We start from the raw sequence: 12745 nt of genomic DNA, 5'->3' as shown, positions 1-12745 counted from the left end.
ATTACTCCCGTTCCATGATCAGCGTGCCCGCGGTGTGACGCGACGCCAGCGCGCCGCCGATACCGTTCGCGAGCGCGATATCGCAGTTCTTGACCTGCACGGCGGGATGCGCCTCGCCACGCAGCTGGCGCACCGCTTCGATCACCTTCGTGACGCCGCCGCGGTTGGCCGGATGGTTGTTGCACAGACCGCCGCCATCGGTGTTGAAAGGCAGCTTGCCGACCCCCGAGATCAGGTTGCCGTCCATCACGAACTTGCCGCCCTCACCCTTCCTGCAGAAGCCGAGGTCTTCGAGCTGCATGAGCACCGTGATCGTGAAGCTGTCGTACAGCGACGCGTACTTGATGTCCTGCGGCGTGAGGCCGGCCTCGGCGAACGCAGCCGCACCCGACCACTTCGCTGCCGACCAGGTCAGGTCGATCTTGCCGCCAGCCGCGTGCTTGGGCGCCTCGCCCGCGCCACGCACCTTGACGAGCGGACGTTTGAGCTTCTTCGCGATTTCGGGGCGCGCGACGATCAGCGCACCGCCGCCGTCGCTCATCACACAGCAGTCCAGACGATGCAGCGGATCGGACACCATCGGCGAATTGACGACGTCCTCGACGGTCACAACGTTGCGCAGCATCGCGTTCGGGTTGTGCTGCGCGTGGTGTGAGGCCGCGACCTTGATCCACGCGAGTTGTTCGCTCGTGGTGCCGAACTCGTACATGTGACGCTTCGCGACCATGCCGTACAGGTTCTGCGTGGCCGGGCCGAAGGGCAGTTCAAACTGCACTTCCGGCGCGTCCGGGTCCGGCGCCTTCAGCGACAGCGCGGCACCTGCTGCGCGCGGACGGCCCGCGAGCGTAATCAGCGCCACGTTGCAACGGCCGGCTTTGATCGCTTCGGCCGCGTGCGCCACGTGAAGGATCGGCGCGGAACCGCCGCACTCGGTCGAATCGACGTGGCGCAGCTTCAGGCCCAGGTATTCGGCGACCGTCGTGGTGCCGAGGCCCGGCGCGTCACCGGCGCAGAAGTAACCGTCGATGTCGTCCTTGGTCAGGCCCGCGTCTTCGAGCGCGCCCTTCGCCACATCGGCGTGCAGGCGCAGCACCGAGAGGTCGTCGGCCTTGCGCGTCGGGTGCTCGTAAGCGCCTACGATATAGGCTGCTCCGTTCAGGCTCATGCTGCCTCCTGTGCGAGACGCTGCGAGGAGAAGCGCTGCAGATGCCAGCTCGCGTCGCCATAGGTCATGTTGATCGCGAACATGCGCTTGGCGTAGTGGCCGACGCGGCACTCTTCGGTCATGCCCATGCCGCCGTGCAGCTGGATACCCCATTCGCCGGCCGAGCGGCACGCGTCGCCGACATAGGCCTTCGCAGCCGACACGAAACGGCGGCGCCGCTCGGGATCGTTCTCGTCCACGGCCATCGCGGCCGCGCAGGCCATCGACCTGCTCTGTTCGAGCGAAATCAGCATGTCGGCCACGCGGTGTTGCAGCGCCTGGAGCTTCGCGAGCGGCGCGCCGAACTGCGTGCGTGTCGTCAGGTGTTCGGACGTGTGTTCGAGCAGTGCTTCGAGCACGCCGACCGACTCCGCCACCAGCGCGGCATTCGCGCGGTCGAGGGCAGCATCGATCAGGTCGTGAGCCGCACCGGCCGCACCGATCAGATCGGCCTTGCTCACGGCCACGTTGTCGAACGTGACGTGCGCGGCTTCGCGTGCGTCGATCGTCCCGAAGTTGCGCAGGCTGATGCCGGGCGCTTTCGCGTCCACGAGGAACAGCGTCAAGCCTTGCCTGTCGCCGCGCTGGCCTGCGGTACGCACGGCCACCACGAAGGCATCGGCGATCGCAGCGTCGAACACGATCGTCTTCGTGCCGTTGATCTTCCAGCCGTCGCCGGTTTCTGTGGCGGGCACAGCCAGACCCGTGATGTCGTAACGCGCCCCGGCCTCGCCAACGGCGAACGCCAGCACCTCCTCGCCCATTGCCACGGCTTCGAGCCATGCGACCTTCTGTTCGTCGCTGCCGGCTGAGCCGATCAGCGTAGCTGCCGGCAGGCCGCTCGCGAGCCAGCCGGCGCCTCCAAGCGCGCGGCCCAGCTGCTGCGCGACGAGCATCGTTTCCACCGCGCCGTAACCGCTGCCGCCGTGATCGGCGTCGATCACGAGGCCGGTCAGGCCCATCTCGGCCAGGCCCTGGCGGCGCTTCGCGGCCAGTTCCTTGTCCTCGGCGTTGCCGCGCAGGTGCGCGGGATATTCGCCATCGCAGAAGCGGCGCACGGCGTCTTGCAGCGTGACGTGATCTTCAGTCAGAGAAAAATCCATGTTCGTATTCCGCCTCAAGCATTGAAGAACGCGCGGCTGATCAGATTGCGCTGCACTTCGTTGGTCCCGCCGTAGATCGACGCCTTGCGTGCGTCGAAGTAGTTCGCTGCGACCGCGATCAGTTCGTCCGGGCTCGGGCCTTCGTAGCCGGCCGCATCGAGCATGGCCTGCTCGTCGAACGGCACGGCGAACGGGCCGGCGATTTCTGTCAGAAGTGCGTAGATGCCCTGGCGCAGCTCTGTGCCGCGCACCTTGAGCATCGGCGCCTCAACCGTAGGCACGCGGCTCGCCTGGTTCGCGCTCAGCATGCGCAGGCCCGTGAACTCGAGCGCCATCAACTCGACTTCGAAGCGGCTGATGCGCGACTGGAGCAGCGGATCGTTTTCGAGCCCCTGCTGCTTCGCGAGGTGCCTGGCTCGCGCAAGCTGCTGCTTGCAGGAACCGATACCGGCGATACCGGTGCGCTCATGGCCAAGCAGAAACTTGCCGTAGGTCCAGCCCTTGTTCAGTTCGCCGACGAGGTTTTCGGCGGGCACGCGCACATTGTCGAGGTAGACCTCGTTCAGGTCGGTACCGCCTTCTAGCATCCTGATCGGGCGAACTTCGACGCCCGGGGCATGCATGTCGATCAGCAGGAACGAGATGCCTTCCTGGGGCTTCGCGGTCGGATCGGTACGCACGAGCGCGAACATCATGTCGCACCAGTGAGCGTACGAGGTCCAGACCTTGTGACCGTTGACGACGAAGTGATCGCCGTCGAGTACGGCCGTCGTGCGCACTGCCGCGAGGTCCGAGCCCGCGCCCGGCTCCGAGAAGCCCTGCGCCCACCAGGTTTCGCTGCGCAGGATCTTCGGGATGTACCTGGCCTGTTGCTCAGGCGTGCCGAATGCATTGAGCACCGGGCCAAGCATGTTGATGCCGCTCGCCACGATACGCGGCGCGCCGCCCAGCAGCGTCTCTTCGTCGAAGATGTAGCGCTGCACGTGCGTCCAGCCCGGACCACCGTGTTCCTTCTTCCACGACGGCGCGATCCAGCCCTTCTCGTAGAGCTTCGTATACCACTCGACGTAGTCTTCACGCTCGATGCGCAGACCAAGTTCGGCCTTTCGCTTCAGGCGCGGCGACAGGTTCTGCTTCACGAACTCGCGCACTTCGGCGCGGAATGCCTGGTCCTCGGCGGAGAATTCCAGCTTCATTCGATATGTCTCCTCTGATCCGGGGGCTCAGTGATGGGCGGGGCCTTGGGCGCCGCATACCACGAGTGCGTCGAGCGCCAGCACGCGGTCCGGATAGGCCACCAGCGGGTTGACGTCGATTTCGGTGATTTCGGGGTTCGCGCGCATCTGGTCGGCAATCGCCGCCACGGCCTTCGCGACGGCCTTGATGTCCACGCCTGCCGCGCCGCGCACGCCTCCGAGCATCACTGCGGCCTTCAGGCGACCAAGCTCGACCACGATGTCGTCCTCCGACATATCTGCCGGCACGAGGCGCACGTCCTTGAGCACTTCGATGAAGATGCCGCCGAGACCCACGAGCACGACCGGACCCCAGTCGGCGTCGCGCTTCGCGCCCACCACGAGTTCCAGACCGCGCGGACCCATCGCTTCGACCAGCGCGCCGTCGAGCACCAGCTCCGGGCGGTGCGACTTCACGCTCGCGTGCAGCTTGTCCCAACCGGCGCGCAGCGCGGCGGCATCGGCAAGGCCGACCACCACGCCACCGACGTCGCTCTTGTGCGGCAGTTCGCTTGCCTGAGCCTTGAGCACGACCGGGTAGCCGATTTCATCGGCGATCTCGAGCGCTTCGTCGAGCGACTTCGCGAGACCGCCCTTCGGCACTGGCAGACCGGCCGCAGCGAGCCAGCCCTTGCCCTGGTATTCGGCGAAGATGCCGTTCGGCGGCACGGCGCCCGGCAGCGGGATCGCCTTCGGCGCTTCGGCGCGGGCACGCTCGGCACGCGCCAGCGATTCGCCATACGAGGCCACGCGGGCGCACGCACGCAGCGCGCGGTCCGGCGAACGGAAGAACGGCACGCCGCTCGCGGCGATCGCTTCCGTGAAGAAATCTTCAAGTTTGTTGTCGTCACCCATCACGGCGAGCACGGCCGGCTTCGTTGCGCGCGCAAGAGCCGGCACGAGGTAATCGGCCTTGTCGCGCTGGGCGATCGACGGGCCACCCATGATCGAGAGCACGAGCGAGCCGATATTCGGATCGGCCAGTACCGTATCAATCAGTTCGCCGATCAGGCCCGGGTTGCGCACACCGATCGTCGTGTAGTCGAGCGGGTTGTCCGCCACAGCGTAGTCGGGCAGCAGTCCGGTCAGCTTCTTGATGGTCGGCTCGGTCAGGTGCGGCAGCGTCAGGCCGATGTCCTCGGCGAAATCGAGCGTGATGTTCTTGACCGCGCCCGAAGCCGTCATCACCGCCGTACCGGCCGACGGCGGCGCCGGGAAGCGCGCCAGAATCGTCGTCGTGTCGAACAGTTCGTCGAGCGAATCAACGACCACCACGCCTTCGCGCGCCAGCAGCACGCTCGCCGTCGCGTGATCGCCTGCCAATGCGCCGGTGTGCGACTGCGCCGCCTCACGGGCACGCGCGCTCTTGCCCGGCATCAGCAGCACGATCGGCTTGCCGGCCGCGCGTGCTTCGCGTGCGAGAAGCAAAAACGTCTGCGGGCGGCGGATCTGCTCGGCGTACACCGCGATCGCGCTCGTTTGCGAATCGGCGATGAACCAGGCCAGATAGTCTTCGATACCGAGGCTCGCCTCGTTACCGGTCGAAACGGTTGCCGTCAGCGGCTGGCCCCGGCCCATGAACGCGTCACGCAGGTTTGCGGCCATCGCGCCGCTCTGCGCCACCACGCCCACGCCACGGCGACCGCCGGGCGGGTACGGCGCCACGGCTTCGAAAGTCACCGGCACGCCGGCCTCGAAGTTCGTGAAGCCCATGCAGTTCGGGCCGATCAGCGCAACGCCGCCTTCGGCTGCCCCACGCGCCAGTTCTTCCTGCTTCGCGCGGCCTTCGTCACCCGCCTCGGCATAACCCGACGCGAAGATCACGGCGGCGCCGGCCTTCAGCGTGCCGAGCGTGCGCACCGTATCGAGCACGCCCGACTCAGGAATGCACAGCACGGCCAGATCGATACCCTGCGGCAGCGCCTCGACGCTGTTCACGCAGGAGCGGCCATTGATTTCCTGGCTGCTGCGCGACACGAGGTGGATATCGCCTGCATAACCGAAACGCTCGAGGTTCTGCAGCACGAAATTACCGAAAGCACGCGGATCGGCGGATGCACCGACGATCGCGATCGACTTTGGCTTGAGCACACGCTCGACCGGCTGCACGCCGGCCACATCTATAAGGCACTTGCTCATCTGATCTGACCTGTGATGTTGATTGAATCCGGATGTGGCATACCAGATTCCGTTGTGATGTAACGCATTCTGGCATACCAACCGACCAATCTCAATATACCAGTCGCCGAAAAACCACCCTGGTACTTTCACCTAGGCAGTAGCAGAGGACCTCTCTCAATTCACTCCATCTATTTGAAATATAAAAGGTTTTATGTCGCAGTCGGGCGATCTTCGGGGCACTGAGGAAATCCATGAACAGAAACACTATCTTGCATACCAGAAATTATCATTGGTATATTTTGACAACTTACCAACATACCCAAGCGGGCAACTCAATGAAACTTGCAGTCGACCCCACTCTTGAGCGCAGCGGCGCGCCGGGCGAAGCGCCCGAGGCGCCCGCGCGCGGTAGGGCCAGTCTCGCGAGCGATATTCGGGCCACCCTGCAGGCCGAAATCGAACAGGGCAAGCTCGCCCCGGGCACACCGATCGACGAGCGCGCGCTCGCGGCCCGGTTCAATGTGTCACGCACGCCGGTGCGCGAGGCGCTGCAGCATCTCGTCGCGCGCGATCTGGTGGTGATCTCGCCGCGCCAGGGCATTACCGTGTCGCGCCTGTCGATTGGCAAGGTGCGCGCCATGCTGGAATACATAGGCGAGCTTGAGACACTGTGCGCGCGTTTCGCCGCGCGCCGCGCGAGCGACGAGCTGCGCGAACAACTGGATCGGGCCTTGATGGCATGCCAGCAGGCAGCCATAGAAGGCGATACGGACCAGTACGCGATCGCCAACGCGCAGTTCCACGACCTGATTTACGAAGGCAGCCGCAACCAGTACCTGGCCGAGCAGATCCGCACGGCGCGCCGCCGCTCGGAGCGCTACCGCATGGCCGACCTGCGCAACCGCGGCCAGATCGCGCGTTCGCTGCAAGAGCACTTCGACATCGCGCGCGCGATCCAGAGCGGCAACGAAGCCAGAGCCGCCGAAGTCATGATGAAACACGTGCCGGCCGGCACCACCGGTTTCTCTGAATTCCTCGCGGCCGTGCCGCGCCATTTCTTCGATCTGGGCGCGGACTGACGCGCGCCCTTCACCACGTATAGACACGGAGGAGACATGCCCCAATCCATCGACGTTCCCGGCCTCGCGCACAAGGTACCGATCCCTGTCGGTTCGCGCATCGGCAATGTGCTGTGTTCGTCGGCGATTGCGGGCAAGGACCCCGTCGCCGGCAAGCTCGCCGAGACCCCGGCCGATCAGGTGCGCCTCGCGTTCGAAAACCTCAAGCGCTTCCTCGACGCGGGCGGCGCCACGCTGGACCATGTGGTGAAGCTCGCCGTCTACATCACGGACGACTCAGTGCGCGAACACATCAACGCGCACTGGCTGGCCCTCTGGCCCGATGCCGCGCGTCGCCCGGCACGCCATGTGACCGTGCACGTTCTGCAGCACGGCATGGTCATCCAGCTCGAAACCCTTGCGGTAATCGCTTGAGCGCAATAAAAGCGCCGCGTACACGAGTTATCGCACTCTGTTACTGAACACTCCGAACCCCACTGAGGCTCATCCATGATCATCGATTCCCACGCCCACGTCGTGATGCCCCCGCAAAGCTTCCGCTACATGGCGGAACTCGTCGGCGGCCGCGCAAACCCGTCGACCACGCCGAACATCCCCGACGAGGCAGTGCGCAAGCAGGCCGAGGAACTCGTGCGCAGCATGGATTCGGTTGGCACCGACATCCAGTTCATCTCGCCGCGCCCCTACCTGCAGATGCACTCGGTCAAGCCGGCGCGCGTGACGGAACTGTGGACGCGTCACTGCAACGACCTGATCAAGCGCTTCGTCGACATGTTCCCGGACCGTTTCCGTGGCGTGGCCGGCTTGCCGCAGTTCATGAACGACTCGCCGGCTGAGCGCTGCGTCGCCGAACTCAAGCGCTGCGTGAACGAACTCGGCTTCGTCGGCACGCTGTTGAACCCGGACCCGACCGAAGGCGAAGGCCCGGCACCGGCTGGCCTCGGCGACCCGTTCTGGTACCCGCTCTATGACGCGATGACCGAACTCGACGTACCGGCGCTGATCCACTCGGCAGGCAGCTGCAACCCGCGCGAGTCGTACACGCTGAAGTTCATCAACGAGGAGAACATCGCGGTGATCTCGCTGCTCGAATCGAAGGTGTTCGAGAAGTATCCGAACCTGAAGATCATCGTCGCGCACGGCGGCGGCGCGATCCCCTACCAGATGGGCCGCTTCCGTTCGTGGGCCGCGCGCCGCAACAGCCCGCAGACGTTCGACGAGCAGCTGAGGAAGCTCTACTTCGACACCTGCAACTACGCGAAGGATTCGATCGAACTGCTGCTCAAGGTTGCCGGCACCGACAACGTGATGTTCGGCACCGAAAAGCCGGGTACGGGCAGCGCGCGCGATCCGATCTCGGGACGCGACTACGACGACATGAAGCCGGTCATCGAAAGCATCGAGTGGCTGACCGACGAGCAGCGCAAGAACATCTTCGAATGCAACTGCACGCGCGTCTACACGCGTGCCTTCCGCAACTACAAGGCCTGACGCGCAAGACGCAAAACTCGGAGAGGACAGAACATGGCAATGACTCGTGAGGACAATGAGCTGCTGACGCGCGTAGAGAACGGCGCGCCGATGGGCGACATGATCCGCCAGCACTACTGGATTCCGGCCGTACCGTCGGCGAAGCTCGTGGCCGATGGCGCACCGGTGCTCGTGCGCCTGCTCGGCACAAACTATGTGGCGTTCCGCGCAACCGACGGCCGCGTAGGCATCGTGGACGAACTCTGCCCGCACCGCCGCACGTCGCTGATGATGGCGCGTAACGAAAACAACGGCCTGCGCTGCATCTTCCACGGCTGGAAGATGGACACGACCGGTGCCGTCGTCGAGGCGCCGAATCAGGTCGGCGATCAGGCGCAGTTCTGCAAGCGCGTGAAGACCGGCCAGTACCGCGTCGAAGAGCGCGGCGGTCTCGTCTGGGTGTGGCTCGGCAAGGGCGAGACCGCGCCCCGCTTCCCCGAACTGCCGTTCATGGACCTGCCGGCCGAGCACCGCTCGGTCACGAGCGTCGAAGTGCCGACGAACTGGGTCCAGGCTGTCGAAGCGTCGATGGATTCGTCGCACGTCGGCGTGCTGCACGAGTCGACCACGCAGATCACCGCGGGCGGCGGCAACGAGCGCATGATCATGGCGAAGGCACTGGCGCCGCGCTTCGATTTTGAAGACCGCCCGTATGGCTACCGCTATGCCGCCCTGCGCGACATGCCGGACGAGAAGGTCTACGCGCGCGTCAACAACTTCGTGATGCCGTGGTACGGCATCATCTGTCCGCCCGACGCGAAGGGCCCGACCACGGTGTTCTTCTCGACCCCGGTCGACGACGTGACGCACCGCGCGTGGTTCGTGCAGTACAACCCGCACTGCCCACTCGGCATGACGATCATGTCAGCCACGCCAGACGTCTGGAACTTCCCGCCGCTGCCGCCGGGCACGCGCGAGGAATCGTTCGGCCAGAACCGCGACCTCATGAAGCGCGGCCACGCGACGGGCTTCCACCAGCACCTCGGCACGGAAGACTTCGCGATGTTCCTCGGCCAGGGCCCGATCTACGACCGCACGCAGGAACAACTGTGCTCGGCCGACGGCGCCGTGCTGCGCGTGCGCGCACTGCTGCTCAAGGCCGCGCGCGAGTTCGTGGCCGGCAAGACGCCGACCCTCGCCGACAGCCCGGAACTCGATTACTCGAAGGCCGTTTCGGTTGGCGGCGTGCTGCAGGCCGGCGCCGACTGGCGCACCCTGACCGACACAAAGTAAGACCTACTGAATGACCACCATGCTCGCCCCTACTCTCAAGCTGCGTGTCGCGTCGGTTGACGCGCCGACCTCCCTGATCAAGTCCTTCACGCTCGAAGCCGAGGACGGCGCGCTGCTGCCGGGTTATGAGCCCGGCGCGCATATCCGGGTTGAGATCCCGGCTGCCGACGGCGGTATGGCGCAATGGCGCTCGTATTCGCTGATCAATACCGATCCGCAGATCAATACGCGTGCCGGCGTGCGCGCCTACCGTCTCGGCATCCGGCGCGAGGACGAAGGCCGCGGCGGTTCGCGCTTCATGCACACGCTGCAGGCCGGCGCCACGCTCACCGTGCGAGCACCGGTCAACCACTTCCCGCTCGCCGCGCCGCCTTCGGTGATCCTGATTGCGGGTGGTATCGGCATCACGCCGATAGCGGCCATGGCAGCGGAACTGAGCGCACTCAAACGCGATTACACGCTGCACTTCTCGGGCCGCACGCGCGACGCGCTGCCGTTCGTCGAAGCGCTGCGCGCGTTCGCGGGCGAGCGCCTCGTGCTGCACGCCGACGACAACAGCGCCACGCGCCTGTCGATCGACGCACTGCTCGACGGCGCCCATGTCAACCAGCCGATCTATGTGTGCGGCCCGGCCGGCATGATCGACGCGGTGCTCGCGGCGGCACGCCAACGCGGTTGGCACGGGTGCGACCTGCATTACGAACTGTTCAGCGAAGCTGCACCGCAGGAAGGCGACACAACCTTTGAAATCGAGCTGAAGTCATCGGGCAAGGTGCTGACCGTGCCCGCCGACACGTCGGTGCTCGACACCCTGCTCGATAACGGCGTCGACGTCATGTACGACTGCCGCGCCGGTTACTGCGGCCTGTGCTCGACGCAAGTCTGCGGCGGCGAAATCGACCACCGCGACACCTACCTCTCGGATGTCGACAGGGCCGCCGGCAAGGTCATGCAGGTCTGCATCTCGCGCAGCAAGAGCGAGCGTCTCGTCCTCAACCTTTGAACGGTCGATCAGCGTTACTGAACATCACTAGACAACATATCCAACGGAGCGCCGTATGAGCGAAACTCTGGTTACCTATGAACTCGACGGCGCAGTGGCGTTGATCGGCCTGAATCGTCCCGAAAAGCGCAACGCGATCAACGAAGACGTGATCTCGCAACTGCGCGACGCGGTCAACCGCGCCGGCGACGAAGCCATGTGCGGCGTGATCTACGGGCATGGCAGCAACTTCTCGGCCGGCCTCGACCTGCGCGAGGCGCTGTCCCGCGCGACCGGCCAGACGGCGCCGCCGAAGAAGCGCCGCCGCCACTCGTGGCACGAAGTGTTCGACAGCATCGCGCGCGGCCCGATCCCGTTCGTCGCAGCGCTGCATGGCGCAGTGGTCGGCGGGGGGCTGGAACTGGCGACCGCCGCGCATGTTCGTGTCGGCGACAAGACCTGCTTCTTCGGCCTGCCCGAAGGCCAACGCGGCATTTTCGTCGGTGGCGGCGGTACCGTGCGCATCCAGCGTGTGGTCGGCTACACCGTGATGGCCGACATGATGCTGACCGGCCGCCTGCTGAACGCGGAAGAAGGTCAGCGCGAGCACATCATCACCTACCTGATGCCCGAAGGCGGCGCGCTTGAGAAGGCGAAGGAAATCGCAGCAAGGATCGCGCAGAACGTGCCCGACACCAACTGGCGCATCACCAACCTGCTGCCGCGGGTCAACGATCTCTCGCACGAGGACGGCCTGTTCCTCGAGTACATGAGCTCGAACATGATGCGCTCGCCCGAAACCGCCGCACGTCTGCAGAATTTCGTGGACGGAAACGCCAAACTCCTCAAACCGGAGTAATGCAAGGATGAACGCACCCGCAGAACTCACGCCGCAGGAATCCGCGGCACTGGCCCATGTAAAGACCGCCGAAAAGGCCGCCGCGCAAATCCCCGTTGCTGCCGGCGTCAAGCCGCGCGATATCGGGCGCGCAGCCGTGATCGGCGCGGGCACGATGGGAGGCGGCATCGCCATGGCGCTTGTTGCGGCCGGCATCCCGGTCACGCTGATCGACGCCAACGACGAAGGCCTGCAGCGTGGCCTCGCACGCATCCGCGACAACTACAACCAGAGCATCAAGCGGGGCAAGCTGGACGAATCCACGCGCGATGCGCGCCTCGCCCTGATCACCTGCTCGACCGCGATCGTCGACGTCAACGACGCCGACATCGTCATCGAAGCCGTGTTCGAAGACCTGGGCCTCAAGCAAGGCATCTTCCGCGAACTCGATCAGCACGCGAAGGCTGGCGCGATCCTCGCGACCAACACGTCGGGACTCGACATCAACGAGATCGCCGCAGTCATGAAGCGCCCGCAGGACGTGGTGGGCGCACATTTCTTCAGCCCGGCGCACGTGATGCGCCTGCTCGAGGTCGTGCGTGCCGACAAAACCTCCGACGACGCAGTCGTCACGCTGATGGAACTCGGCCGCCGCATGAGCAAGGTGTCGGTGTACTCGCTCGTGTACCCGGGTTTCATCGGCAATGCGCTGTTCCGCAACTACAACCGCGAAGCCCACTTCCTCGTCGAAGACGGTGCACTGCCGCACGAAGTCGATGCCGCGCTCAAGGATTTCGGCTACGCGATGGGTATCTTCGCGGTGCATGACATGGCCGGTAACGACGTCGGTTACCAGACGCGCAAGGCGCAGATGGCCACGCGTCCGAACGACCGCCGCTGGAACGACCTGATCATGAAGCTGGTCGAGATGGGCCGCCTCGGTCAGAAGAGCAGCAAGGGCTGGTACCGCTATGAAGTGGGCGACCGCACGCCACATCGAGATCCGGAAATCGAGCAGTACATCGTCGAGGAATCGGCACGCATGGGCATCACGCGCCGTCGGGTCTCGCAGGAAGAGATCATCAAGCGCTGCATGTACGGCATGATCAACGAAGGCGCGAAGCTGCTCGAACAGGGTATCGCGCTGCGCGCAAGCGATATCGACGTCGTGTACGTGACCGGCTACGGGTTCCCCGCCAAGCGCGGCGGCCCGATGTACTACGCCGACCAGGTCGGCCTCGCCGATGTCTACCAGGACATCAAGCGCCTGTACGAAGAGTACGGCTACTGGTGGAAGCCGGCGCCGCTGCTCGAAAAGCTCGCGGCCAGCAACGGCAGATTTGCCGATCTCTGATCTCCCCCATTAGAGCATGCTGCCCGCTTCACGCAGCAGCATGACTCGAATGCACGGGCCGGACCT

The 12745-nt window shown here is 65.1% G+C and carries 11 protein-coding genes; 7 read left to right on the top strand and 4 right to left on the bottom strand.

Annotated features, from left to right (window positions below; translation table 11 throughout):
- Nucleotide 1: 1 nt before the first annotated feature.
- Genes B0G77_RS42595 through B0G77_RS42580 form a run of 4 tightly spaced genes read right to left on the bottom strand, consistent with a single transcriptional unit; the run spans nt 2 to nt 5681 of the window.
- A complete protein-coding gene (locus tag B0G77_RS42595; protein ID WP_133667853.1) occupies nt 2-1165 on the bottom strand; it encodes a thiolase domain-containing protein in 1164 nt (387 codons plus the stop codon).
- Complete coding sequence (locus B0G77_RS42590; RefSeq protein ID WP_133667852.1) at nt 1162-2307, bottom strand: acyl-CoA dehydrogenase family protein; 1146 nt, start codon at nt 2305-2307, stop codon at nt 1162-1164. The genes B0G77_RS42595 and B0G77_RS42590 overlap by 4 nt, the downstream gene beginning before the upstream one ends.
- Nucleotides 2308-2321: 14 nt before the next feature.
- Entirely contained in the window at nt 2322-3503 is a 1182-nt protein-coding gene (locus tag B0G77_RS42585; protein ID WP_133667851.1) for an acyl-CoA dehydrogenase family protein, read from the bottom strand.
- Nucleotides 3504-3530: 27 nt separating this feature from the next.
- The gene (locus B0G77_RS42580) at nt 3531-5681 is read right to left on the bottom strand and encodes an acetate--CoA ligase family protein (RefSeq protein WP_133667850.1); all 2151 of its coding nucleotides are present in this window, start codon (nt 5679-5681) and stop codon (nt 3531-3533) included.
- 317 nt (nt 5682-5998) lie between these two features.
- On the opposite strand from B0G77_RS42580, the gene B0G77_RS42575 reads away from it, so the two are divergent.
- From B0G77_RS42575 to B0G77_RS42545, 7 genes are all read left to right on the top strand, one after another.
- Nucleotides 5999-6742, top strand: coding sequence for a GntR family transcriptional regulator (locus B0G77_RS42575; protein WP_243751534.1), 744 nt, complete (start codon nt 5999-6001; stop codon nt 6740-6742).
- A 36-nt stretch (nt 6743-6778) separates the two neighbouring features.
- Nucleotides 6779-7156, top strand: coding sequence for a RidA family protein (locus tag B0G77_RS42570; protein WP_133667848.1), 378 nt, complete (start codon nt 6779-6781; stop codon nt 7154-7156).
- Nucleotides 7157-7231: 75 nt separating this feature from the next.
- Nucleotides 7232-8233, top strand: coding sequence for an amidohydrolase family protein (locus B0G77_RS42565; protein ID WP_133667847.1), 1002 nt, complete (start codon nt 7232-7234; stop codon nt 8231-8233).
- 33 nt (nt 8234-8266) lie between these two features.
- Nucleotides 8267-9505, top strand: a complete 1239-nt coding sequence (locus B0G77_RS42560; RefSeq protein WP_133667846.1) for an aromatic ring-hydroxylating dioxygenase subunit alpha — start codon at nt 8267-8269, stop codon at nt 9503-9505.
- Nucleotides 9506-9524: 19 nt separating this feature from the next.
- Nucleotides 9525-10508 (top strand): PDR/VanB family oxidoreductase, encoded by a 984-nt coding sequence (locus B0G77_RS42555; protein WP_133667845.1) that lies wholly within the window; start codon nt 9525-9527, stop codon nt 10506-10508.
- A gap of 55 nt (nt 10509-10563) precedes the next feature.
- Nucleotides 10564-11346 carry a crotonase/enoyl-CoA hydratase family protein gene (locus B0G77_RS42550; RefSeq protein WP_133667844.1) on the top strand — a complete coding sequence of 261 codons (783 nt, stop codon included), beginning with the start codon at nt 10564-10566 and terminating at the stop codon, nt 11344-11346.
- A gap of 7 nt (nt 11347-11353) precedes the next feature.
- The gene (locus B0G77_RS42545) at nt 11354-12679 is read left to right on the top strand and encodes a 3-hydroxyacyl-CoA dehydrogenase (RefSeq protein WP_133667843.1); all 1326 of its coding nucleotides are present in this window, start codon (nt 11354-11356) and stop codon (nt 12677-12679) included.
- Nucleotides 12680-12745: the final 66 nt, after the last annotated feature.

This window comes from Paraburkholderia sp. BL10I2N1 (assembly GCF_004361815.1).
Taxonomy (GTDB): domain Bacteria; phylum Pseudomonadota; class Gammaproteobacteria; order Burkholderiales; family Burkholderiaceae; genus Paraburkholderia.
Note: the sequence above shows the minus strand (reverse complement) of the source record. Positions and strands in the feature narration are given on the sequence as shown.